At 38.4% G+C, this 25,275-nt stretch carries 21 protein-coding genes and 2 pseudogenes; 6 read left to right on the forward strand and 17 right to left on the reverse strand.

Annotation, left to right across the window (positions count from 1 at the left end):
- Positions 1 to 208 precede the first annotated feature (208 nt).
- Positions 209 to 835, forward strand: coding sequence for a tetratricopeptide repeat protein (locus OVA16_RS11355; protein WP_267759419.1), 627 nt, complete (start codon positions 209 to 211; stop codon positions 833 to 835).
- A 1-nt stretch (position 836) separates the two neighbouring features.
- Here OVA16_RS11355 and OVA16_RS11360 read toward each other — a convergent pair whose 3' ends face one another.
- A complete protein-coding gene (locus OVA16_RS11360) occupies positions 837 to 1,361 on the reverse strand; it encodes a hypothetical protein (protein WP_267759421.1) in 525 nt (174 codons plus the stop codon).
- An 85-nt stretch (positions 1,362 to 1,446) separates the two neighbouring features.
- Positions 1,447 to 2,968, reverse strand: a pseudogene (gpmI, locus tag OVA16_RS11365) (2,3-bisphosphoglycerate-independent phosphoglycerate mutase).
- 196 nt (positions 2,969 to 3,164) lie between these two features.
- On the opposite strand from gpmI, the gene OVA16_RS11370 reads away from it, so the two are divergent.
- The 4 genes from OVA16_RS11370 to OVA16_RS11385 all read left to right on the forward strand — a co-directional run bounded on the left by OVA16_RS11370 (position 3,165) and on the right by OVA16_RS11385 (position 5,970).
- Positions 3,165 to 3,500, forward strand: coding sequence for a DUF4783 domain-containing protein (locus OVA16_RS11370; protein WP_267759423.1), 336 nt, complete (start codon positions 3,165 to 3,167; stop codon positions 3,498 to 3,500).
- Between the two features lie 49 nt (positions 3,501 to 3,549).
- Positions 3,550 to 4,392: a carboxylating nicotinate-nucleotide diphosphorylase gene (gene nadC, locus OVA16_RS11375; RefSeq protein ID WP_267759425.1), complete on the forward strand. Its 843-nt coding sequence runs from the start codon at positions 3,550 to 3,552 to the stop codon at positions 4,390 to 4,392.
- Positions 4,393 to 4,451: 59 nt separating this feature from the next.
- A complete protein-coding gene (gene plsY, locus OVA16_RS11380) occupies positions 4,452 to 5,099 on the forward strand; it encodes a glycerol-3-phosphate 1-O-acyltransferase PlsY (RefSeq protein WP_267759427.1) in 648 nt (215 codons plus the stop codon).
- 64 nt (positions 5,100 to 5,163) lie between these two features.
- Positions 5,164 to 5,970 carry a M48 family metallopeptidase gene (locus OVA16_RS11385; RefSeq protein ID WP_267759429.1) on the forward strand — a complete coding sequence of 269 codons (807 nt, stop codon included), beginning with the start codon at positions 5,164 to 5,166 and terminating at the stop codon, positions 5,968 to 5,970.
- Between the two features lie 112 nt (positions 5,971 to 6,082).
- Here OVA16_RS11385 and OVA16_RS11390 read toward each other — a convergent pair whose 3' ends face one another.
- Positions 6,083 to 7,339: an anthranilate synthase component I family protein gene (locus OVA16_RS11390; protein ID WP_267759431.1), complete on the reverse strand. Its 1,257-nt coding sequence runs from the start codon at positions 7,337 to 7,339 to the stop codon at positions 6,083 to 6,085.
- A gap of 82 nt (positions 7,340 to 7,421) precedes the next feature.
- Between OVA16_RS11390 and OVA16_RS11395 the strand changes: the two genes are divergently transcribed.
- Positions 7,422 to 8,018: a hypothetical protein gene (locus tag OVA16_RS11395; RefSeq protein ID WP_267759433.1), complete on the forward strand. Its 597-nt coding sequence runs from the start codon at positions 7,422 to 7,424 to the stop codon at positions 8,016 to 8,018.
- A gap of 182 nt (positions 8,019 to 8,200) precedes the next feature.
- Here the strand turns inward: OVA16_RS11395 and OVA16_RS11400 are convergent, their stop codons facing one another.
- The 14 genes and pseudogenes from OVA16_RS11400 to OVA16_RS11465 all read right to left on the reverse strand — a co-directional run bounded on the left by OVA16_RS11400 (position 8,201) and on the right by OVA16_RS11465 (position 25,117).
- On the reverse strand, positions 8,201 to 9,229 hold the full coding sequence (locus OVA16_RS11400; RefSeq protein ID WP_267759435.1) for a fatty acid desaturase: 1,029 nt from the start codon (positions 9,227 to 9,229) through the stop codon (positions 8,201 to 8,203).
- 202 nt (positions 9,230 to 9,431) lie between these two features.
- On the reverse strand, positions 9,432 to 10,748 hold the full coding sequence (gene ahcY / locus OVA16_RS11405; RefSeq protein ID WP_267759437.1) for an adenosylhomocysteinase: 1,317 nt from the start codon (positions 10,746 to 10,748) through the stop codon (positions 9,432 to 9,434).
- Positions 10,749 to 10,966: 218 nt separating this feature from the next.
- Complete coding sequence (locus OVA16_RS11410; RefSeq protein WP_267759439.1) at positions 10,967 to 12,046, reverse strand: TlpA disulfide reductase family protein; 1,080 nt, start codon at positions 12,044 to 12,046, stop codon at positions 10,967 to 10,969.
- A gap of 8 nt (positions 12,047 to 12,054) precedes the next feature.
- Positions 12,055 to 12,957 carry a TlpA family protein disulfide reductase gene (locus OVA16_RS11415; protein ID WP_267759441.1) on the reverse strand — a complete coding sequence of 301 codons (903 nt, stop codon included), beginning with the start codon at positions 12,955 to 12,957 and terminating at the stop codon, positions 12,055 to 12,057.
- A gap of 19 nt (positions 12,958 to 12,976) precedes the next feature.
- Positions 12,977 to 13,174: a hypothetical protein gene (locus OVA16_RS11420; RefSeq protein WP_267759443.1), complete on the reverse strand. Its 198-nt coding sequence runs from the start codon at positions 13,172 to 13,174 to the stop codon at positions 12,977 to 12,979.
- 19 nt (positions 13,175 to 13,193) lie between these two features.
- Positions 13,194 to 14,735: a PKD-like family lipoprotein gene (locus OVA16_RS11425; protein ID WP_267759447.1), complete on the reverse strand. Its 1,542-nt coding sequence runs from the start codon at positions 14,733 to 14,735 to the stop codon at positions 13,194 to 13,196.
- A gap of 202 nt (positions 14,736 to 14,937) precedes the next feature.
- The gene (locus tag OVA16_RS11430; RefSeq protein ID WP_267759449.1) at positions 14,938 to 15,780 is read right to left on the reverse strand and encodes a DUF4843 domain-containing protein; all 843 of its coding nucleotides are present in this window, start codon (positions 15,778 to 15,780) and stop codon (positions 14,938 to 14,940) included.
- Between the two features lie 61 nt (positions 15,781 to 15,841).
- The gene (locus OVA16_RS11435) at positions 15,842 to 17,269 is read right to left on the reverse strand and encodes a RagB/SusD family nutrient uptake outer membrane protein (RefSeq protein WP_267759451.1); all 1,428 of its coding nucleotides are present in this window, start codon (positions 17,267 to 17,269) and stop codon (positions 15,842 to 15,844) included.
- A gap of 17 nt (positions 17,270 to 17,286) precedes the next feature.
- Positions 17,287 to 20,628, reverse strand: a complete 3,342-nt coding sequence (locus tag OVA16_RS11440; RefSeq protein WP_267759453.1) for a SusC/RagA family TonB-linked outer membrane protein — start codon at positions 20,626 to 20,628, stop codon at positions 17,287 to 17,289.
- A gap of 178 nt (positions 20,629 to 20,806) precedes the next feature.
- Complete coding sequence (locus OVA16_RS11445; RefSeq protein ID WP_267759455.1) at positions 20,807 to 21,967, reverse strand: FecR family protein; 1,161 nt, start codon at positions 21,965 to 21,967, stop codon at positions 20,807 to 20,809.
- Positions 21,943 to 22,617 carry an RNA polymerase sigma factor gene (locus OVA16_RS11450; protein WP_267759457.1) on the reverse strand — a complete coding sequence of 225 codons (675 nt, stop codon included), beginning with the start codon at positions 22,615 to 22,617 and terminating at the stop codon, positions 21,943 to 21,945. Before OVA16_RS11450 ends, OVA16_RS11445 begins: the two co-directional genes overlap by 25 nt.
- A 116-nt stretch (positions 22,618 to 22,733) precedes the next feature.
- Positions 22,734 to 24,366, reverse strand: a pseudogene (locus tag OVA16_RS11455) (ABC-F family ATP-binding cassette domain-containing protein).
- Between the two features lie 67 nt (positions 24,367 to 24,433).
- Positions 24,434 to 24,820, reverse strand: coding sequence for a helix-turn-helix domain-containing protein (locus OVA16_RS11460; RefSeq protein WP_267759461.1), 387 nt, complete (start codon positions 24,818 to 24,820; stop codon positions 24,434 to 24,436).
- A 3-nt stretch (positions 24,821 to 24,823) separates the two neighbouring features.
- A complete protein-coding gene (locus OVA16_RS11465) occupies positions 24,824 to 25,117 on the reverse strand; it encodes a type II toxin-antitoxin system HigB family toxin (RefSeq protein ID WP_267759463.1) in 294 nt (97 codons plus the stop codon).
- Positions 25,118 to 25,275 lie beyond the last annotated feature (158 nt).

Below are 25,275 nucleotides of genomic sequence, written 5' to 3' on the forward strand. Positions count from 1 at the left end.
CTAATTTTTAACCGCGAAATAAATAGTTGGTAAGTTTTTTATCATTTAAGTAATACAGCTTGTCGGTAAAAACGTCATACGTGAAAAAAAACTTAGACAAAATCATATTTCCTAATATTGTTCGTTTAATTGTATAATTGCACATGAAACTAATATGCGAAAATTATATTAATTTCGAAAAGGTGTAGATTTGAATAAAAATATTTTAATGAAACTTATCACAAAATCTTATATTTTATTACTGGTTATAGCCTTTAGTATTAGCGTTAAGGCGCAAAGTAACTTCGAAAAACAAGGTACGCAAGCGTGGATGAAAGGCGATTTTAGAACGGCTGTAATACAGTTGGAAAAAGCAGAAGCAAAAGACCCAAGTAATGTAAACGTTTTAAAGATGTTGGGCTACTCTTATTTCCAAAATGGCGATTTTGAAAATGCAATTGGGGCTTATACTCGCTTAATTGCACAAAAACCCACAGATTATTCTGCGTATTATTACAGAGGAAAAGCGAGGCTAAATATTGCCAATGCACCTAAAGAGTCGCTTAATCAAATGCGAGATAGTTTTTATAGTGCAGCAATTAAAGATTTCTCTAAAGCCATGGAAATTAGTGGGGAAGAAGATATTCAGATTTTGCAGAATAGGGGGGTTGCTTACAAAGATTATGGTATATTCAAATCTTACAAGTCTAAGAAAAGTGCCGAAAAAAATGCCTGTATAGCATTGTTTAATAACTCAATTTCTGATTTTCAGAAAATATTAACGATGCAGCCGCTTAAAAAAGATGTAATTTCTTTAATTGACTACGTGAAAGCTCAAATTGCAAGCTTAAAATAAGTTATTTGAATTTTCCTGTAACCTGATATTTTTTATCGCCTAGTAGCTTAATGTTTTGTAGGTTTTGAATAAAATATAAGCTGTCTGGATAGTAAATAAGTGTGTCTTTAGATGTATAAAGGTAGTTTTTTGTCGCCTTAAAAATCTTTACGCTCTTTACTTTGTTGTTGATACTGACAATTTCAATTTTCTTTATCGGTATCTTAGGGTTGGTTGTAGCGTAGCTGATGTTGCCTGTGTTATTGGTGGTTATAAACTCGCCTTTCCATGAGGATTTGTTGATGTCAGCATTGCTAAAACTAGCTAGTTCAGTTTTCCAATCGGTTATTTTCGTGGCCTTTTGTTCGGCTTTTGCAAGGGCAGTTACGTTTTTAATTATTGTTGGGTTGCCTTTTTGTAGACGAGCCGCTTCTTGTTCAAAATATCCCGCAAGATCAAAGTAAGCAACTGTATTTGCTTTTTTATTTTCTTGCGGTGTGCAAGAAAATAGTTGTAAAAGAAATAAACTTACCAGATATTTTTTCATTATAGTTACACTAACTTTTACATCATTGCGAGGTGTTGATAAGCTTTAAGATTGCTTCGTGCCTCGCAATGACGAGTTTAAGGGTTTATACCAAGCAATTTCCTGTCATGATTGCAGGTGCTTCAATTCCCATGATTTTTAATACCGTTGGGCCAATGTCTCCCAGTTTACCATCGGCAATAGTTTTGTAATCTTTATCTATTAAAATGCAGGGAACTAAATTGGTGGTATGTGCTGTATTTACAGAGCCGTCTTCGTTCATCATAAATTCTGCATTGCCGTGGTCGGCCAAAATAATGAAAGAATATCCGTTGTCTATACCTGTTTCAACTACTGCTTGTGCACAGGCATCTACAGTTTCTACGGCTTTAACCACTGCTTCAAAAACGCCTGTATGCCCAACCATATCTGGATTGGCAAAGTTTAGGCAAACGAAATCTGGCCATTGGCTTTGCAGTTCTTTAATAATGGCTTCGGTAATTCCTGCAGCGCTCATTTCGGGTTGCAAATCGTAAGTAGCTACTTTTGGCGAAGGTACTAAAATGCGCTTTTCATTTATAAACTCTTTTTCTCTGCCTCCAGAGAAGAAGAAAGTAACGTGCGGATATTTTTCCGTTTCGGCAATTCTGATCTGATTTTTACCATTGGCTTCCAAAACCTCGCCAAGTGTATTTGTTAAATCATCTTTTGTAAATACTACGTTAACGTTTTCGAAACTTTCATCGTAGCTGGTCATGGTTACATAATACAAAGGCAGTTTGGTCATGCATTGCTCTGGAAAATCTTTCTGGCAAAGCGCTTGGGTAATTTCTCTACCTCTATCTGTACGGTAGTTGAAACAGATGACCACATCGCCTTCTTTAACGGTTGCGGTTGGTTTGCCTTGTCCGTCAGTAATTACGATGGGTTTGGTAAATTCGTCGGTAATGCCGTCTGCATAAGATTGTTGGATAGCTAATTCTGGACTGCTAAATCTCTCTCCTAGGCCATTTACCATCACATCGTAGGCCAATTTTACACGTTCCCAGCGGTTATCTCTGTCCATAGCATAGTACCTGCCCACCATAGATGCTATTTTACCTACACCAGTTTTTAGATGCTTGTCTAACGTACTAATGTAATTTAAACCTCCATTTGGGTCGGTGTCTCTTCCATCTAAAAAGGCATGCACAAATACATCTTTTAATCCGGCTTCTCCGGCAGCATCGCATAAAGCCATTAAATGGTTGATATGTGCATGAACTCCACCATCTGAAACTAGACCAATAAAATGTACAGGTTTATTATTGGCTTTTGCATAGGCGAAAGCATTAACTAAAGTTTCGTTGCTATGTAAAGTTCTATCCGCTATGGCTTTGTTAATACGTCCTAGTTCTTGATAAACTACTCGTCCGGCACCTAAATTCATGTGGCCCACTTCCGAATTTCCCATTTGCCCAGCTGGCAAGCCAACTGCTTCACTCCGAGGCCTCTAATTTTGAATTTGGGTAGTTAAGTAATAAGGAGTCGAAAAATGGAGTTTTAGCGGCAAAAGCAGCATCAGATTTATCCTTTTTGCCGTAGCCCCATCCATCAAGAATTAATAGTACCAGTTTTTTAGTTTCCATTATAATTTGTTATTATCAATGTTTTACGTTGTTTTGCAAATATACTCGAAAATAAGCCCTAAACCCAATTATTTGAATTTATTTGAGGATAAGTGGCATAGTTTTAGTGGTTAAGTTGCTTTAGCTTTTAAGGATGATGTACAAATCTATACTTGCTCTCATGGTAATGTTTTTGCATTTTTTGCCCCAAGGGGCTATGCAGGCAGATATTGCCGATGAATTGGCAACTAATTTTAAGCAGGGCAACTCTAAAGAGATAGCTAAAACTTTTGCTTCGTCTGTTGAATTGATCATTATTGATCATGAAGATGTATACAATAAAGCACAAGCAGAACAAATTCTTAAAGACTTTTTTCTCAAAAATCCGCCAAGTAAAACAAGTATCATTCATAAACTTAGTAATAACCCTAATTACCGACTTACTATTCTTTCTTTAAGCTCTAAAACCGAGAAATTTAGAGTTACCGTAACCATGAAAAAAGTTTCTAATGCTTTTTTAATCACAGAGTTAAGGATAGAGCCAGAGAGATAATGCTGTATTGATGAGCATTTTGTTATTTTTGTAGCAAAATTTTATTGCTTTGGATAAAAAACTTATTGATCTATTTATAAAAAATGCGATTGCCGAAGATGTTGGAGATGGAGATCATACTTCTTTATCTACTATCCCGCAAGGCACACAAGGAAAAGCCAAGTTAATTGTTAAAGAAAAAGGAATTTTAGCGGGTGTTGAGCTTGCTTTGGAAATTTTTAACCAAATAGATCCAACCCTAGAAGTAACCACGTTTTTGCACGATGGCCAGGAAGTAAATGTTGGGGATATTGCGTTTAATGTACAAGGTAGCACACATGCTATTTTGTTGGCCGAGCGTTTAGTGCTTAATTGTATGCAACGTATGAGCGGTATCGCTACTAAAACCAACCGTATTGTAAAATCATTAGCTGGATATAACACCAAAGTATTAGATACTAGAAAAACCACACCTGGTTTAAGATATTTAGAGAAATGGGCGGTTAGAATTGGCGGCGGAGTTAACCACCGAATTGGGTTGTACGATATGATTTTGATTAAGGATAACCATGTGGATTATGCCGGAGGTATTGCCAATGCTATTCATCAGGCCAATGCCTATTTAAAAGATACAGGTAAACAATTACAAATAGAAATAGAGGTAAGAAATATCCAAGAACTGGAAGAAGTATTGGCCATTGGTAAGGTAGATAGGATTATGTTGGATAATTTTGAGCTGCATTTACTTAAACAAGCTGTAGCGCTTATTAACGGTAAGTTTATAACCGAAGCTTCGGGCGGAATTGTAGAAGAAAACGTAGCTGAGTATGCCGCTTGTGGTGTAGATTATATTTCTATGGGTGCTTTAACGCATTCTGTAAAAAGCTTAGATTTAAGTTTAAAGGCTTTTTAGTATGCAGACTAATCTTCTAAACTTTCCGAGAACATTTTTTTTATTATCATTGTAGGTAAATGATTTCAATCTATTCCATCTCTGCGCTTATTGCGGCCTATCTTCTGGGGTCTATACCTACAGCGGTTTGGCTAGGGCAGGCCTTTTATGGTATCGACGTAAGAGAATACGGAAGCGGTAATGCAGGAGCTACAAACACTTTTAGGGTGTTAGGTAAAAAGCCAGGTATCATTGTAATGACCATTGATATCATGAAGGGTTTTACTGCAACCAAATTGGCCTATCTAATTGGCCTTTCGGTAACAGGACCCAAATACTCGGCACAATTTGTTAATTACGAGTTAGCTCTGGGCGTAATTGCGGTTATGGGGCATTTATTCCCAATATTTGCCGGCTTTAGGGGCGGAAAAGGGGTGGCTACACTTTTTGGAATGGTGTTGGCTGTAAATCCGTTGTCGGCGTTACTTTGTGTAAGTGTTTTTGTTACAGTGCTTTTGGTTTCTAAATATGTTTCTTTAAGTTCAATTTGTGCCGGCTTTACTTTTCCGTTGGGCACAGTTTTTGTTTTTCAATCTTCTGTAAAGGCAGAAGTGCTCTATAGTATTTGCGTTTGCGTACTCATTTTAGTCACGCATCAGAAAAATATCGAGCGTTTGCTAAAAGGAAAAGAATCTAAAGTATATCTATTTAAGAAAAAACAAGCTTAACATCTAATACTGCCAAACAAATTGTTTGTAAAATGGGTTATGTGTTGGGTATAAATTTACAACCATGAAGAAAACAATAATTTTTGGGATGGCTACGGCATTGCTTGCCATATCCTCTTGTTCTACTGTTCCATTGACCGGACGTAGTAGGCTAAGTTTAGTTGATGATAGCCAGTTACAGCAACAAGCAGCTATTGGCTATGCTCAGTTATTGAGTGATCCTTCTACCAAAGTGGTTTCTACTAATAATGCTAATGCGGCAATGGTTAAACGTGTGGGTCAAAAAATTGCTGCCGCTGTAACGCAATACATGAACCAAAATGGTTATGGAGATCAAATTAAAGGTTATAAATGGGAATATAACCTAATTGAAAGCAAAGAAATTAATGCTTGGTGTATGCCAGGAGGCAAAATTGCTGTATATACCGGCATTTTACCAGTAACTAAAGATGAAGCGGGATTAGCTACAGTAATGGGACATGAGGTGGCTCATGCCATTGCGCAACACTCGGCAGAAAGAGCTTCGCAGATGACTGTAGCACAAGGTTTGGGAGCGGCAGTAGGTGTTGCCAGTGCCAATTCTAAGTATGCAAATTACATTAACGCAGCCTACGGTATTGGTGGCCAATTAACTATTTTGAGTTACGGAAGAAACCAAGAGTTAGAAGCTGATAAAATGGGGCTTTCTTTTATGGCCATGGCCGGATACAACCCTAATAATGCTATCGGTTTTTGGCAACGTATGGCACAAGCTAGCGCAGGTTCACAAAAACCACCAGCGTTTTTAAGCACCCACCCAACAGATCAAGCTCGTATTGCGCAAATACAAAAAGATTTGCCAGAGGCGATGAAATATTATAAAGGGAAATAAGAGTAGGTACAAGAAATTAGGCGAAAGGTTTAAGGTCTGGATAGTTTATATTTTCAGGCTTTAAGCCTTTTTTGTTAGAGAAAATCCCACCCTAAACCCTAAACCCTAAACCCTAAACCCTCGAAAGTACACTCATTATCGCCGAAGCTTTCAGTAAACACTCTTCGTATTCTTTCTCTGCATCAGAAGCGTAGGTTATAGCACCGCCAACTTGAAAAGATAGGTAACGATTTTCTGCATTGTACAAAATACTTCTAATGATCACATTGAAATCAAAATCTCCATCTGGACTGATATAACCAAACGAGCCCGAATAAACGCCTCTTTTGCTTCGTTCGTATTGGTTAATCAATTGCATTGCCCGTAACTTAGGTGCTCCCGTCATAGATCCCATAGGGAAGGTATTTTTAATTGCATCAATATAATGTACCTCTGGAGAAAGCTCGCAACTAATGCTCGATATCATTTGGTGCACTTGTGGGAAAGTGTAAATGCCAAACAGTTCATCTACTTTAACAGTTCCCTTTACCGCACTTTTGGTAAGATCATTCCTAACCAAATCAACAATCATCACATTTTCTGCCTGCTCTTTTTTACTGTTTTTTAATGCAGTTTTGATTGCTAAATCTTCCGCTAAATCTGTACTTCTTTTAGCTGTTCCTTTAATAGGTTGAGAAGTGAGTGTAGTGCCTCTTTTGGATAAAAATCTTTCTGGCGTAGCCGATAAAATATACTTGCTGCCTATTTTAAAGAAACCAGCAAATGGGGTAGGAGATACTTCTGTTAAGCGATTGTAAATACTTAGTGGATCTATCTCTGCATTCTCTGCAAAAAACTCCTGACAGAAATTAATTTCGTAAATATCGCCACGTTTAATGTGTTGCTGTAGTGTTTCTACGTAACCTAAATATTCGTTTTTTGTAAACCTGTTTTGAATATTTAGCGCTTTATCTGTTTTTTTTTCTGGGATAGGAGTGGCTAATATTTGGTCAATAAGGTTTTTTTCGCCTTTAAGAATATGAATGCTGTTTTCTTTAACTGAAATTAGGTACTTAGGAATAAAAAAGTATAGGTCTGGAAACTTTAATTGATCTTCTTTTTGATTTCCGATTTCCTCAATTTCGTCCTTTAAATCGTAGGTTAACAAACCAAACATCCAGTCTTTGTTTTGCTGGGCAAAGGTTTTTAACGATGTAAAAGCTGTTCCAATTGGCGCAGTTAATTCGTTCTCTACTCCAAAAGCAATTATACAATTGTGTTTGCCATAGTTGTCTTGGTAAGTATGTGAATCTAGGTAGCAACACACGTCAAAATTTGATGCATATTGTAAGGCTTTTTGTTTGAAATAGGAGATTTGCTCTTTGGTCATCTTGTTCGGCAACAAAGGTAGAAAATGTAAAATAAAGCATTGCTAAAATTTATATCTTTAAGCCTTATTAACGATTAATTTTATGACGAAAAATTTTTTAGCGCTCTGTTGTTTTATGGGAAGTTTTCTTTATGCAAGCGCACAAAAGTCTGCTAAAGACAACTACCATGATTTTACAGTTTACAGAACCACCAAAGGCAATGAAGCTGATATAAAGAAAATTAAAACATTGCTAGATCAAAAAGATCAACTTACGGTTAAACAGGTGGCTAACGCTGAATATCATTTGGGCAGAATGTACGAAGAAATTGGCAAGCCAGATGAGGCTTTGTTACACTACACAGAATCTATCAAAGGCGAACCAAATTACTCCGTACTACATAGGGCAATGGGCTTTCTTTATTTGAATAAGACTAAACCATTCGTAAAACAGATGAACGAGGCATCGGCTGCAAAGAATGTGATAGCCAATGCGAAAGCTTTTGAAGATTATAAGGCTATGGTTCAGAAAGCATTGCCTCATTTAGAAAAATATCAGGCTTGTGAGCCAGATGATGATACTTTATTGATGATTAATAATTTACATAAAAGTATTAAGGAGCAAAAGTTGTTGAGCAATTTACCAGAACGGTTGAAAGTTTTAGCTCAAAATTGCGTAAGCCTTTTGGAAGATGAATAAAAAAGGCTGTATCTAAAAAACATCTTTCATTTATTTCTAGAATTGGAAAGAAATTTAATTTAAAGCACAGCTGATAAAATATACTATCGTTGTGCTTTGTTTTTTCTTCTCCTATTTTACAAATATTTGGTATAAAACTCGAAATTAAGCTTGTTTCATTTGGAGCCTGCTTCTTATTTCAACTATCCTTTTGATTTGTTGGGCAGGTAATGATAGGCATAAAATTGCTTCTTAAAGCATTTATAGTGCTTTATCGCACCAAAAGTATGCATCATTTTAATGTAGTACCAAGCTAAATCAATTTGGTGGGGCTTAAAGCCACTTCTGGCACTTTTAGGGTATAAATGATGGTTGTTATGCCATTCGCCAGCTACAAAACCGGGCCAAAGTTGATTGATAGAATTGTCTTTTTGGTTGTAATCTGTTCCCGCTTTCTTCTTGTCATCGCCTTTGCCGTGCCCTTCGTAATTAAAGGTACGTACACCTACGCCCCAAAATCCGGCAGCGCCAAATAAAGTACAAGCTAAGGCGTGGCCACCAATTAAGTAAAAAGCAGCATACCAAAATGCCCAATTTAGCAACCAAGATAAAATTGCATTTTTAGGATTAACATAAGATCCCCAATATTGATATTGGGCGTACGTATTTGATTTAACGCCTGTATGCTCCATCAATTGCTGTACACGACTAAACTCGGCTTCTGTTAAATTTTTTGCTATGGGTTGATGATTTACATCAGCCAAGAAACAGTATAAAAAGCCAGCTTGTGCATTATATGGGTCTCCAGGTTTATCTGATAAAGAATGATGAACATGATGTGAAATCACATAAATTTCTTCGGGAATTACATTGATGGTAAGGTTCTGCGTAAAAAATCGCCAGTATTTGTTTCTAAATGTATAGGCGCCATGGGTGCAATATCTATGATGCCAAATGGTACCATGGGTACCCATGATGATCATGCTGTAAACAAATGCGGCTAAAACGGTCCACCATTCTAAAAAATAAATTAGAAAAATGAAGAAGAAAGGGATTAAACATAAAATTTTAACCCAGCTTAACAGTGAAAGCCAGTTTTTTTTGTCTTTAAAAATGTTGAGTCTACTGAAGAATTCTTTAAGAATTTGAGCGCTAGATGGTTTAATGAGGTCGCCACTATCATTTTTCCAACCGTATGCGGGCGGTTGGAGAACTCTTTCAAAGAAATGCATTGTATAATTTGTTGGTTTTAGTTTGTTGTTGGTTTTAAATTCTTAGAGAATTTGGTTGTAAGATATGCAATTTTTCTGAAATATAATTTTATTGTCAAAAAGCAACGAAATCATTTTATACAAAAAAAGGATGTGCGGTTTGCACATCCTTTTTTATCAAGCAAATGAAATTGCTTCGTTCCTCGCAATGACGAGAAGTGGGCTAGTATCTATAGGCTTCTGGTTTAAAAGGGCCTTCAACCGCTACTCCAATATATTCTGCTTGGTGAGGGTCAAGTACGTCTAACTCTACACCAATTTTTTCTAAGTGTAAACGAGCCACTTTTTCGTCTAAGTGCTTAGGTAAAACGTAAACTTTATTTTCGTAAGCATCGCCGTTGGTCCAAAGTTCTAATTGAGCCAAAGTTTGGTTGGTAAAAGAGTTACTCATTACGAAAGACGGGTGGCCAGTGGCGCAACCTAAGTTTACCAAACGACCTTCAGCTAAAATGATGACATCCTTACCATCGATAGTATATTTATCTACCTGCGGTTTGATTTCTACTTTAGTATTGCCATAGTTTTGGTTTAACCAAGCCATGTCAATTTCGTTATCGAAGTGACCGATGTTACAAACGATAGCTTTATCTTTCATGGTTTTGAAGTGCTCGCCACGAACAATGTCACGGTTACCTGTAGTTGTAACTACGATATCAGCTTCTTTAACGGCAGTAGCAAATTTCTTCACTTCGTAGCCTTCCATTGCAGCTTGTAAAGCACAAATTGGGTCAATTTCAGTTACGATTACACGTACACCTTGTGAGCTTAATGAAGCTGCAGAACCTTTACCAACATCGCCGTAACCAGCAACAACGGCTACTTTACCAGCCATCATTACATCTGTAGCACGACGAATTGCATCTACCAATGACTCGCGGCAGCCGTATTTGTTGTCGAATTTAGATTTAGTTACCGAATCGTTAACGTTGATTGCAGGTAAGTGTAAGGTGCCGTTTTTCATACGCTCGTACAAACGGTGTACACCAGTAGTAGTTTCTTCCGATAAGCCTTTGATGCCAGCAATTAACTCCGGATACTGATCAAACACCATGTTGGTTAAATCGCCACCATCATCCAAAATCATGTTTAAAGGTTGACGATCTGGACCGAAGTGTAAAGTTTGCTCGATACACCAATCAAATTCTTGCTCATTTAAACCTTTCCAAGCATAAACTTGAATACCAGCAGCAGCAATTGCAGCAGCAGCGTGATCTTGTGTAGAAAAGATGTTGCATGAAGACCAAGTTACTTCTGCACCTAGTTCTACCAAAGTTTCAATTAAAACTGCAGTTTGGATAGTCATGTGCAAACATCCAGCAATTCTAGCTCCTTTTAGGGGTTTTGTTGGACCAAATTCTTTTCTTAATGACATTAAGCCCGGCATTTCTGCTTCGGCTAGTTCGATCTCTTTGCGGCCCCATTCCGCCAGTGAAATGTCCTTAACTTTGTAAGGTACGTAAGTTGTCTCTACTGATGACATATTTTTTCTTGTTTTAATTTGAGCTACAAAGTTACTGCATAGCTTTGTGAATATCAATTTAATAAATGTTGCTTTACAAATGGATGATGATGTACTCAGGTACGCAGTGTAGCTTGAAGAAAGTTAAGCTTTGATATACGGCTGGATGTAAGGATTAATTATTTAAATTTTACCACACTAAATCTACTATACTTAGTGTGGTAAAATACCAATGCTCTTTAATTTTCAAATAATTTCTCTAGTTCTTTCATCAAATTCTCGCCACGTAAGCCTACGCCAACAATTTTGCCTTGCGGATCAATTAAGTAATTAACCGGAATAGACTGCACATCGTAGGCACGTGCCGCCGTATTTTCCCAACCTTTTAAATCAGATACGTGTGTCCAAGGTAATCCGTCTTTTTCAATGGCGGCAATCCACTCTTTTTTTGCGCTTTCTTTATCTAGGGATACCCCGAGTACCGTAAAGTTGCGATCCTTAAATTTTTCGTAGGCTTTTACCACCATTGGATTTTCTGCCCTGCATGGTAAACACCAAGATGCCCAAAAATCTAGGAGCACATATTTCCCTCTAAAATCAGATAGTTTTACGGGTTTACCGGCAACATCATTCATCGTAAAATCTATGGCCTGCTTGCCAATCCCTAATTTTTTGGCACCTTCAATTAATTTTGCTACTTTTTTTCCATCCTCAGTGCTTTGCCAGTTTGCTGGGAAAGCGGTAAAAATTTTTTCCATTTCTTTTACACGTGACGAAAAGAAATTTGGTGTAGACATCCCTTTCATCAAATCGAAAGATACCTGTGAATTAGGGTTTTTACGCATAAATTCTAGATATAGCTGATCGCGTTTGGCAATTAACGCATCGTCTTTGCTTTGCTCTGTCCAACCTATTTCATTCAAGTTCTTTTGTAGTTCGGCAAATTTTTCCTGTTCGGCGCCGCCTGTAATTTGGGCTGTTAGCAAATCTTCGCCAATAATAGTTGTGGTTCCACCATCTATGTAAAATGTTCTACTTTCGCCAGTTTTTTTAGTTTTTGCCCGCTCTTCTTTACTATAATTAATAAATAGTGATGTTTTTACAGGCCTTTTTAGGCTGCCTTTTAGTTCAATTTGTCCATTGCGAAACCTGGTGGTATCGTAGCTGAATTTGCCATCAATATAGCTCATTAATGCCATGTTGTTTTCGAAAGCAGGTTTTGTAATTTTTGCTTTTACTACAAAGGGCTGCTGTGCTGTAGCGATGTTTAGCGTACATATATAAATTGCTACGCTACATAAATATTTAATAAATTTCATTGCTTTGATTAATTTAATAGCGATTCGATTTTATTGTAAAGTGTTTCTGCTCGAAGATTGGTCGCAACGATTTTTCCTTGTGCATCAACCAATACATTTTGCGGAATGGCTCTGATGCCATACAGTGCGGCTGCAGGCTCTTTCCATCCCATTAAACTGGATACGTGGTACCAAGGCATGCCATCTTTTTCAATGGCTTCTTTCCACTTGGCAGCGTTGTCATCTAAGGAAACACTTAACACCGTAAAGCCCTTGTTTTTAAAAGCATCAAAGGCTTTAACTACGTTAGGATTTTCTTTTCTGCATGGTCCGCACCAGCTGGCCCAAAAATCTACCAATGTGTACTTGTTTTTGCTCAGTACCTCTTTAAGGCTCAATTTTTTGCCTTCGGGTGTAGTAGATACAAAGTCGATAAATTTCTCGCCTGTTAGCACACCTTTAGAAGCCAATAAACGTTCTCCAAATTCTTTTCCTAGGGGCGTTTCTTTAAGAGCTTTGCTCAATTTCGTATAATATGGATTGGTGGCCTCGTAATTCATCAATTTACCAGGCGAGCCTTTATCCAATAAGTATAACGACACGTATGAACTTGGGTTGTCTAGTACAAAGCGATGCACAATTTCTCTTCTTTGAAGCCCATAAGCATCTAAACCCGCAAGCATTTTAGTGGTATACGCTTTTTTTGCTTCGCCGTCTGGCATAGTTTTAATTAGCAAAAATTTGCTCATAAAGTCATCTTCTAATGGTCTTAACACTTTGGCCAGTTTTTCATAAGTTTCTGCTAGTTCGGTGCCATTAATGTTGGCGTAGCGAATGGAGTCTTTAGCGTTTACTCGAACTGTTCCTTCAGATAAGAAGAGATCAATGCGATCTCCATGATCTTCGTTGCCTAGGGTTATTTTTGCTGCCACTGGCCGATTGAGCTGGCCTTTAAAGACAAACTTCGCCTCCGTTAATTTGAGTGCTGTCTATTTTTTTGGTGCCGCTGTTTGGGGTATAGATTAATTTAACGAAACGACCGTTGTAGGTTGCATTTACTTTTCCTTCTACGATGTAGTCTATATTTTGTGAAAATGCCACCAATGGGAAAATTGATAACACCAAGAGAATAACTTTTTTAAAATTCATTTGTGTAATGTTTAAGGGGTTAGTTAATTGCTCGCCAATTGATATCTTTTACTTTAACTAAGCCAGGCCAAGTACTGTTCTCGGCTAAATTGATTTCAACTACGTTGGGATTTGAGCCTACTACATATCTGCGGAGCGTACCTTTGGTTGAAGGGTTGTAAGTGGCAATGTATAAGCTGTTTACCACGTGGTCTATCTGTGTGTCGAACTTGATCATGCTAATTTCGTCGCTAATTTCTGGGAAAGTATAAATCTTCTCGAAACCCGGATTGTAATCATAGGCATATAGCTTATTATCTACAGCATAAAATACAACGGTTCTGTTAGAAGAAAAGGCATAAAACTTTGCTCTATCAAAATTTGTTGCAATAGATTTTACGGTATAGAGTGCACGTTTTGCGGGGTTGGTTCCGTTAGCATAAAATTTGTAAATATGGTGGGTATTGTCGGCATCTTTCATAATGGCAAAAGAGTTACCGTTGGTAGAGCCACCGTCTGTATTACGTGTATTTTCGGCATAAACTAATGTTCTGCCCGCAGGTTGGTTCCAAGGAAACGCACTTCCTGATACATCAGCTAGGGTGGTAGAGGCTACTGCAGAACCAATACTTGTGTAATTTAAAAATCGATTGTTTTGGGTATCGTACCACATAAAAGAGCTCATGCTGTTGATAGGGTATAAGATATAAGGGGCAGCTGGGATACGTACACTTTGTGCGGTTGCCACACGGTTTACCGGATTGTTAAAATAGTCGCCACCCATTAACAGCGGAACGCTGGCAAATACATCGCCACCTTTGGTAATCATTGCCCTGTACAAGGTACTACCAATTGCACCTGCAGCAGTACGAATTTGAGGTGCATAAGCAACGGGGTGCAGCGTAGATTCGTCAAGAGCTTCTGATATGTAAAGCGTTCTATTAAAATTGTTTGCAGGATTTCCGCCCATGGTTGCTCGATCTAAAAAGTACGAACCGCTTTTAGTGAAAGCCCACAGTTTAGAGTAATTGGCAGTTCCGCTGGTATGCACCAAACTGATTGGATCTCGTAACTTGGGCAGATTGCTGCTCGATAAAATATGCTTCACATGTACAGTATCTGATAGCATAGAAAGCATTTCAGCTTCGGCATAACCTTCTGTGTCTTCGCCCATAATGAGTATGCCTTTAGAAAATGGAGTGCTAATATTTAGTTTAACATTTGCAGCCCAAGTTACTCCCGTTTCTTTATCTAAAACCCTGTAAAATAAATCGTAAGGTGTAGGATTTAATTTAATAGGATAAGTTAAGTCTTTTTCTCTGCCAACGGTATCGTAAACAAAGGTGCTTAACCTCACAATCCAAAGATATCTGTACCTATCTGGCGCAACTGTAGGGTCTAAGGTACCTTCAATTTTAGGCTTAATTTTAAGGGTATCAATACCAGTACGTAGTAAATATTCGGTTTTAATGTCTTGAATATCGAGTTCGTTGATTGCTTGATAATCGTAATTGCCCTCGTCTTTACTGCAGGCCGCCATAAAAAATAAGGCAAGCAGTAGTATTATATAATTTTTTTTCATCCCTATATAATTTTTTCATGAGCTCGAAAGCTCGGTTTGTCTTTAATAGAAGCTATCAGCGTTGTTTTTTCCCTTTTATGGCTGATAGTTTCATCGATTTATTCTCATTTAATGGTTTATCTCCCCGATGTCAATTAGCATTCTAATTAAAAATCCATGCGTTTCATTAATCATCACTGCGTTTCAAAACCATCATGCTTGTTTAGAAAGGAACGCCAATGATACTTGTCCATGGCACCGATCCAATAAACATTAACCGCCCATCGTCTTCGAGAACGGGATTATTGGCATTAAAGCGTGCTTTTAAGATTTCTGCTGCATCTGATGCTACCAATAAATAGCGGGCCTGAGGCATCGTTTCTGAGCTAGCAAAGTCTTCGTATTTTAGCCCTAAATTATCGATCAGGAACTGCATTTTTTTACGTGTGAAGGCTCCAAAAAGTCCAGATTCTCTGTTTCCAGCTTGTATTGACCCTGGCCAAACTGCAGGTTGTATCATTACATCATTGATACGTAGCGTATGCAAACTGGCATCAAATTCTTTAACTACTACTCCTCCCGTTAAGCTGGGGATGGCATCCCATTCTGGAAATGAAAGCTTAAAATCGCTGGTTTCAACAAGGCGTAGGCCTAAAGTTACCGCTTTGTTTTCTAAATCTGGAGAACGTTTTAAACGTATTTTTACATCCACGGTAGTTTGTCTGGCCAGAATTTTCCACTCTGTTTGTAAAGGTGCATAATGTTGCCCTTCTACAGCGGTAGTAGAGTCTGGATTAACTTCTAATCGGAAAACGCGATCGTAATCTTTTACTGGGCCGGTAATCATCACTTTTACTGGAAAATCTACCTCACTTTGCCCTATTCTTACAAATTCTACGTCGCTAAACGGCTGAAAAGGCCAAGAATTAATGCTTAACGACTTGTTACCATGTTGCACTGCGAAGTAAACACCTTCTTTACCTTCGTAGCCCATAATTTCTTTTTTGCAGCCCGTAAAAAACAGGCCTAGAGGTAATGCTAAAATGTAGATTAATAACTTTTTCATCTTTCTGTCTTTTATTTAGTTTCTCAAAGCAATTTCGCTATCTGGAAGTGGTACGGTGTAGTTAGATACGGACATTGATTTTTTCTGGGGTAATACGCAAGGTGGTATGGTTTGGAATAGTGGCGTACGCATTTCTCTTATAGAAAAAGAAAGTTTGTCCTTCTCCAAGCATTTCTCTTCTATATTCTTTGCCAATTTCTGTTTTTAGCAATGCTTCGTTTGCAGGGTTCAAACTCACACAATTTCTAGCGGTTCTCAATTTGTTAAAATAGGCCGTGGCTGTAGTTAAGTCTGGATGGCATTCTGCGGCAATCAATAACACTTCCGAAATACGGATTAAGGGCATCATGTATCTGCCTGGGCCGTCTAGCACATCGGCAAACTTCACATTGGTGGTTGCCGTAACCGTTCCTGAAGAAGCATTTTGCCAAACCCTACGGCGATAATCGTTAGCATCGTCGTAAATTGAATTTACCCGATCTTCATTTACATCGCCTGCGGTAAACGATAGTTTGCTGTTTGGCACAAGGTTTACATCAAACAATTGGTTGTAAACCCTAACCCTATTAATGTTATATAAACTGAACATCACTTCTGTAGAAAACATACGATCAGGCTTGTCTACATTAGATACAGCGGCAAATGTAACATAAGGAAATACCGTTTTAGTGGGAGTTTGTACTTCTGTCAAAAGAGCCTCTGCCTGTGTTAGTGCATCGGCTTTTTTGTTTTGCCATAGATAAGCACGTGATAGCAATGCTTTTGCAGCATAAAAATTTAAGCGATATTGACGGTAATACAAATCGTTGGGACCACTAGGATTAGCTATGTTTCTAACTCCTTCTGTACGGATAGGATCGGTGTTGGCCATTAATTCTAGTGCTGCATTAAGATCACTGGTAATTTGCGACATTACTTGCTCTGAACTTGAGATTGGCTGCACTTCAAATCCCGTTTTGTTTACGTAAGGTATGGCAGGTTTAGCCTTGTTTGCCTCGTTATAAATTGGCCCGTAAAGGCGTAACATATCAAAATGCAACATGGCACGTAATGCCAATGCTTCGCCTTTAATAATGCCATAATAAGGCTCTGGAAGTATTTGGCTTGGTGCATTGCCACATTTTTCTAAGATTACGTTGCAATTGGCAATAAGCTCATAAGCTTTTACCCACGAGTTGTTAAATGCGGCTTTAGGACCCGCCTCCTGGTAACTAAATACGGTGTAATTGTAAAAAGTGTGTACAGAGCTTGGCAAATAATAATAATTAGCCAGCACGTCTATGGCGCCAGCGGTCATGGTTCTGCCGTAAAGCATCTCATTTGCCATTTCTACATATACGCCATTTAGTGCTTTAAGGTAGCCCTCTTTGTTTACAAAAAGTTGATCTTCGCCCAATCTATCGGTGGGTTTTACATCTACCCATTTATTGCACGATAACGTAAAAAGGCTTAAAATCAAGCAGCATTTTAATTTATATAATATCTTCATGTTGTTACGGTTAAATTTTAGAATCTTACGGCTGCCGAGAACGAAACTGATCTTGCAAATGGATAATCGATACCTCTTTCGTTTTTGATGCTTGAAATATGAAAAATATCGTTAGTATAAGCTCTAAAAGTGAAAGAAGAAGCTCTTACTGCTTTTAACCATTTAGCTGTAGAATTTTCATAGCCAATAGAAAAGGCCTCGCCAATAATCATATCATTGTTTGCCACAAAACGAGATGAAATTGGTGTTACTTCGGTTCTGGAAATGGCTTTAAATTTAGCATTGTCTCCAGGCTGCTTCCAGCGATCATACAAGGCTCGTTTGTCTTGGTTTAGCGCCACACCGGTTGTAGTAATGTTTTCTACCTTATCAAACAAGGTTTGCATAAATGCTTGTCCGCCAATTCTGTAGCGTAAATTTAACGATACCGTAAAACCTTTGTAGTATAAGTTGGTACCAACTATTCCTTCCAAATCCGGGTCGCTATTGCCCACTACTACTTCATCTTGGTAGCTATGTACAAAGGTTTGCTCTCCGTTTTTATTCAAGAAAACTTCTCTTCCTGTTGCTGGATCTATGCCAACCGAGCGTACCGCCCAAAGATCAGATGGACTGCCACCATCGTAATAACGTAACAGATTACGGCTTTTATTGCCTTCGTTAAAGCTGTTTAAAGCATTACCCATGTCGTGGTATCTAGCTTTCAACTGCCTCATATTTAGGTTTATTCTCCAATTGAACTGATTTTTTTTGATGATGCTATAATCAGTTGTAATGGTAAAACCTTTGGTGGTTTGTCCGCCTACGTTTTGGGCAATTTGATAAACACCTGTAGAGGCAGGCAGCGTAACAATTGCTAACAATGGATCGGTATCTTTAACAAAATAATCTATCGTAAAACGAAAACGGCTAGAAAAGGCAGTCATATCCAATCCAATGTTGCGGTCTAGCGTAGTTTGCCATTCTAGGTTTTTGTTTCCCATATTGTTAATGATGGTACTGGCGCCAAATGGGTTTCTATTTTCGTTGTTGTAACGATAAATTCTGGTTGAAATGTAGCTGCTAAAGTTTTGATTTCCAGGATTACCAATTGAACCGCGTAGGCGCAACTGTTCTATCCAAGATAAGCCTGCGTTTTTTATAAAGGCTTCGTTATGGATATTCCAGCCTAAACCCAACGACCAGATGACAGAGAACTGTCTTTCTGAACCAAATACCGATGAGCCATCTGAGCGAAGCGTAGCATCAACGATATAGCGTTGATCATACGCGTAACCAGCATTGGTAAAAAAACTAGCTCCTCGGCGTTTGGCTTCAGCGTATGGTGGGCGTGTTTCGTTAACATAACCCAAAGCAAAATTAGGATTTGAAAATTCATCATCGGTAAAGCCACGCACAGCGAACGAACTTAAACGCGTATTGTTTTGTTCCATTCGCATTCCCGCAACTGCATTAACCATGTGTTTTTCATCGAAAAGTTTCCCAAAAGTTAAGGCTAAATCTCCATCGTAGTTGATGTCTTTATCGTTAGTTTCATTATAATTCCCTTTCAATAGTGCATTGGTGCTTTCAAATTCACTATTAAAGGGCGAACGGAAAATTACTTGGTTTTTAGCAATGCTACGTAGCCCAAAACGGCCACGGGCACGTAACGAGGACGATAAGCGCCATTCCATCTCAAAGTTATTGGTAAAACCTTGAGACTTAGATTCGTTGATATTGAGGTTGCTTTGGTCGTAAAGCGGACTGTATTGAGGCAAAAGCATTGCATTGCCGTAAGCCCTAAAATCTTCTAAAACCTTGCGTACGTTTCCAAAATCGTCGTATTTTCTGTAGTAAGGATTGGCACGAGAAAAGGCTGAAAAGGGCATAGATTCTACGTTGGATTTTACATAGTCGATACTGAGTGAGTTGTTAACGGAGAAGTTTCCTTTTCGGTACAACAAGCGGATATTTCCGTTGGTGGTTTCTCTGTCTGAGCCTTGCATTACACCATTGGTTAAGCCGTAGTTAAGTGATACGCTGTAGCGTAGGTTCTGGTCGCCTCCTTCGGCAAATAAAGTATGACGTTGCGTAAGTGCGGTTCGCAAAGGCTCGTTAGCCCAGTAGGTGTTTACGCCACGTTTTACTTCTTTTAAGCGATCATAATAGTTGGCTTCGCTAGCCGGATTGGCACCTAAAAGAATATTTCCGTTTTCATCGAGCAATCCGTAAAATCCCGAAAGTAGTTCAAACTGTAACTTTTCTTCGGCGTTCATCAGGTTGTAATCACTTAAATCGGCAAAGCCCACGCTACCATTTAAAGTGTAATTAATGCGCAATTGGCCTGGGGTTGGGCGTTTGGTTTCTATAACTACTACACCATTTGCAGCTTTAGAACCATAAATTGCCGTAGCCGAAGCATCCTTTAACAAAGTAATGCTCTCAACTCGGTCCATACTTAAATCGGCAATAATGGCCAAGGTACTTTCAAAACCATCTAAAATAAATAGTGGTTGGTTTGGGTTGGTGGCAAACTGATCGGTTAATCCAATTACGCTACTTTTGCCACGAATTTCGATGTCGGGCAGTCTGTTGGGGTCAGAACCAAAAGTGTTATTTTCTACAATTGCAAAAGACGGATCGAGAGTTTTTAAGCTTTGCAGTAAATTTTGGTTACCTACAATCATCAGATCTTTAGCCTTGTAAACTGCCGAAGAACCCGTATGCACTTCGCGGTTACGTTGGTAAATACCGGTAACTACAATTTCGCCCATCGGGTTATTTTCTGGTGTAAGTTCTACATCTAATGTTTCTTGGTTTTTGTAAGTAATTTCCAATCGGTTCATCCCCACATAACTAAACACCAAAACTTGTTTACTCTCGGAGGCAGGCAATACCAACTTGTATTGTCCTTTGGCATCTGTTTGTGTTTTTACAGAACTTCCTTTTAGTTGAATATTTACACCAACCAAAGGCGCTCGGGTTTCAGCGTCGAGTACTGTGCCGCTTACCGTTTTTTGTACCCTAACCAGTAACGTCTCTGTCGGTTTTTCTGAGGGTAATGGAGATAGGGAGATGGTTTTGTCTTCAATAGCAAAATCCATGCGCTGGCCTTTGGTAATTTGTTCTAAAAATTGAACAAGGGGCATGTTTTTGGCATCAATGCTTACAGGATTTGCAGACTCGATTAACTTTTTTGTGCCGAAAACGGTGTATCTACTTTGTTTTCTAATGGCATCTAGCACGGTAGAAAAAGGTATGTTCTTACCTTTAAGTGTGATTTGTTGAGAATAGCTTGCAGCACTCACCGTCATAAATCCAGTGAGTATTATGCACATGATGATCTTCATCAATTGTGATAAATAGTTTTTATTCATTAAATTAGGTTGTTTGATTGGTGCAAAAGTTTGCTGAAGGTTAAATGCATACTGGAACCAATCAAATACTTAAAAGGGGAGGATGGCCGTCCTTTCCTTTTTTTATATTGGTCCAGTGTGTTTTTTTAAGGTTAGTTTGGTTAATAGGTCATCTCATTTTTTAGTTTGGTTTAGGTGTTTACAATTTGGGTTTCTTTTCTCCAATGGTTAGTTGGCGGCGAGAGACGTCTAATTTGTAGTTAACTTGAGCCACTTTTTCTAACAGTTGTAAAACAAAGTGGATATTTTGGTTACGGTAGGCATCACCAATCAATTCTTCATCGGGTACACCATTTTCGTAAACGATTTTGAGATCGTACCATCGGGCAATTTCATCCATGGTTTCTTTAAATGTTTTGCCGTCAAAACTGAATTTGCCTTCACGCCAAGCCACATAATTATATACGTTAACAGGCTTTACTTTGGTATTTGCGCCTGTAGTTTCGGCTTGCTGGTTAGGTAATAGTAGCGTGCGGCCTTGTTTGTTGTTAATGGCAACTTTGCCTTCTACAAGTGTGGTTTTTACCGATGCTTCTTCTAAATAGGCATTCACATTAAATTGAGTGCCCAAAACTTCTATCTCTTGTTGGTTGGTAATTACGCGAAACGGAATTTTCTGATGTGATTTATCGTAAGTGGTTTGTACGTTAAAATAAGCTTCGCCTTCTAATCTAACCACACGGGTATCTCCTTCAAATTGCGAAGGATAAGTGATTTTGGAGGCTGCATTTAGCCATACTTCAGTACCATCTGGTAAGGTAATTTTGTAGGTTCCGCCGCGTGGTGTTTGTAGCGAGAGCATGCCCTCGTTTGCATTGCCATTTGCGGTGTTGCCAATGGGCTGGCCATTGTTGTAGCGAATATCTTTTCCGGTTAAGATGCCGGTTTGGGCACTACTTAAAGCAATGGTTTTGCCGTTGGCGAGTGTGAGCGTAGCTTTGTTACCACCTGGTTCAATGTTGGTGTGGTTAGCTAAGTGTTGTACTTGTGGTTTTTCCTGATTGAGCGCCAACCAGCTGCCCAGCATCAAAACAAAAATCGCTGCTGTTGCTGCAGCCCATCGCCAAATACGGAAATTTTTAGATGGCTTAGTTTCGGTTTCGTTGATTTTTGCTAGTAAACCATCAAGCATGCGAGATTTTACCGTATTGAGGGTGTCGTTTTGTTTAGTGATGATATGAACCAACTCATCATCATGGCTATTATACCAATCTTTAAGAACGTCTAATTCTTGCGTGGAGATTGTTCCTGTATTAAATTTATAAACTAATAGCTCTATATATGCTGAGTTTTGCTCCATTCTAATGCTTTTCTATCTTGATAGACAGAAAAAAAACTAATTGGGGTTAGTGGAGGTTGATTATTTTTGAAAAAAGTGTAAATAAAGAGCAAAGAGGTCAAAAATTCCATGTTGCCTTTGATTTCTTTGTCTGCTTTTTTCAAATGCGACTTCACTGTATTCTCAGAAAGATTAAGATTTTTCGCAATTTCTTTGTTAGATAGGCCGTCTTGTCGGCTAAGTTTAAAAACTAGCTGGCATTGTGGTGGCAAGGCCTTAATAGAGTTGTCTAATTGCTGTTGCAATTCGCGAACAATAAGCGTACGTTCTGGAGAAAGATGATTGACATCAGCCGCTGGCTGGTAGTTTTCAGATTTTAATCTTTCGCGGTGGCGGCTATCTAAGATATTGAAAGATTGGTTTCTAACGGCACGGGAGAGGTAATTGATGAGATTTGTTTCAGAATGACCAAAATCGTCGCGAAGTTTCCAAAGCTTATACAGTACGTCTTGCACGCATTCTTCTGCCTCTTCTTGGTTTCCCAAACGATTGTACGCAACGGCGAGCATTTTGTCCCAATAGCGATTGTAGATTTCGATGAGCACACGTTCATCGCCACTTCGCATTGATTCGACCAACTCCTGATCCCCATATAAGCTGTACTGCGCCATTTTGTATAACCCTCACTTACAAAGATAAAACTTTATTTGTGTTAGAAAAGTTTGGTTAAAAGCAACTTGTAGCGAGAGCGTTACTGCACTTGTTTCAAAAATTAAGCCAAGTTTTTCTACTTCTCGATCTCCTTCAAACTGTTCATCTTTTTTATATTCCAAGAAGCCTTTCACATCCGAAAAATGTTCGCGAACGCGTTTGTTGCCAAATTCGAATACTTTGTTCGCTAATCCGTCCAAGAAATCCCTATCGTGAGAAACCAGAATTAAAGTGCCGTCAAAATCTTGCAAGGCCTCTTTAATGATGTCTTTGGTTTTCATATCCAAATGGTTGGTAGGCTCATCGAGAATTAATACGTTAACCGGTTCTAACAGGAGTTTAATCATTGCTAAGCGGGTTTTTTCTCCGCCAGATAATACCTTTACTTTTTTAGTGGTATCATCGCCGCTAAACATAAAGGCACCCAACAAATCCTTGATTTTCACTCGAACATCGCCCACGGCAATTTGATCAATGGTATCAAAAACGGTTAGGCTCTCGTCTAATAAAGACGCTTGGTTTTGGGCAAAGTAGCCTATTTTGGCATTATGGCCAACTTTAAGCGAACCTTCAAAATCAATCTCGCCCATAATGGCTTTGATCATGGTAGATTTACCTTCGCCATTTTTACCTACAAAAGCTACTTTTTCGCCTCTTTCAATCACCATAGCTGCTTTTTCGAACACCACGTGGTTGCCATAAGCTTTGGTTAAGTCTTCTACAATTACCGGATACTGGCCAGAACGTGGAGAAGGCGGGAACTTCAGGCGCAAAGCAGAAGTGTCTACCTCATCAATTTCTATAATTTCGAGCTTCTCTAACATTTTAACCCTAGATTGTACCTGTAAGGTTTTAGAATAGGTACCTCTAAATCGGTCGATAAATTCTTGGTTGTCGGCAATAAAGCGCTGCTGTTCTTCGTAAGCTTTTAGTTGGTGTTGGCGGCGTTCTTGACGCAACTGCAAGTAATGGGTGTATTTGGCCTTGTAGTCGTAAATACGTCCCATGGTTACCTCTATGGTACGGTTGGTAATGTTATCTACAAAGGCACGGTCGTGAGAAATTACAATTACCGCTTTAGCCGAAGTGATTAAGAATTCTTCCAGCCATTGGATACTTTCGATATCCATGTGGTTGGTAGGCTCATCTAGTAAAATTAAATCAGGTTTTTTAAGAAGGATTTTAGCGAGTTCTATACGCATCCGCCATCCGCCAGAAAACTCTGATGTAGGGCGGGTAAAATCGCTACGTAAAAACCCTAAACCTTTCAATACCTTTTCTACTTCGGCATCGTAATTGGTTTCTTCTATAGAATAAAATTTTTCGCTCAACTCTGATACACGCTCAATTACCTTCATGTAATCGTCGGTTTCGTAATCGGTACGGGTTTCTAATTGCTTGTTCAGGTCTTCCAGTTCATCACGCATTTGGTAAACCTCCTCAAAAGCCTTAGAGGTTTCTTCAAACACCGTTAAGTGGTCTTGCGTGAGTAAGTGCTGCGGTAAATAAGCAATAACTGCATCTTTTGGTCCAGAAACATTACCACTGGTAGGTTGGCCAACACCGGCAATAATTTTTAACAAAGTTGATTTTCCGGCGCCATTTTTACCCATCAGGGCAATTTTATCGTTTTCGTTGATTGAGAAAGAAACATCACTAAAAAGGGTAGTGCCACCAAAAGACACAGAAACATTATTTACGTTGATCACGGTTTGTACTGATTAAATTTTGCGCAAAGATAATCGGATTGGTGGGCTAAGAAGAAATAAATATTTCTTACACACTTTCCAATAAAAAATCTCCACTTATACCTAATTTAGAGTGAAGTGCTTTTAAAAAAGGTACATCTGGTTGGCGCTTGCCATTTAATATTTGAGATAGTTTTGCTGTACCTAAACCTAAAATTTCAGCAAGTTTTGCTTGGTTAATATTCATCTCGTCTATTTTATTTTTTACGACAGCTTTTAATGTCAATGGTAATGGCATTATGCTTACCATGTTATCTTCGTAATCTTCTGCTAGGAGGCTAAGTTTTTGTAAATCTTCTCTTTCTGTTTTATTAAGTTCACTAAATCCTCCAGCTTTTGTTGCTTTAGCTAGATATTTCTCAATGAGTTTCATTACCTCGCCGTATTGTGCTTCTGTTCTAATTTTGGTAATCATCTTTTAAATGTTTTTGCAATCTATCTTATCATATTCTTTATGCGTACCTATAAATCGTATATAGATTGTTCTTGTATCAAAGAAAATCATTGTTATTAAGCGGTAGTAATTACCTTTTATATTAAATACATACCTGTCATTACCCACATAGTCAACATGATTAAAATCTTTTTTAATTTCAGCTAAATTCTTCCAATTTGCATTTTTCGCTTTTTGATACCATTGATTTAATGGATCTGCTGCAGTTGCATGCTTCTTGGAAAACTCCAACAAGGTGCGTTTAATAATGATAATCATAGGTGGTGTAAAGGTAGTTTTAATATTTGAAATTTATTTCATATTATGAAATTTTAGTTTTTAAACTGATGGATAGTTTTTCTTGATTGTCTAAAGATTAATTTTTTTATCGCCTTTTTAATTAACGTGAATTACGGATAGTTTTATCTGTTTATCAG

This window comes from Pedobacter sp. SL55 (assembly GCF_026625705.1).
Classification (GTDB): domain Bacteria; phylum Bacteroidota; class Bacteroidia; order Sphingobacteriales; family Sphingobacteriaceae; genus Pedobacter.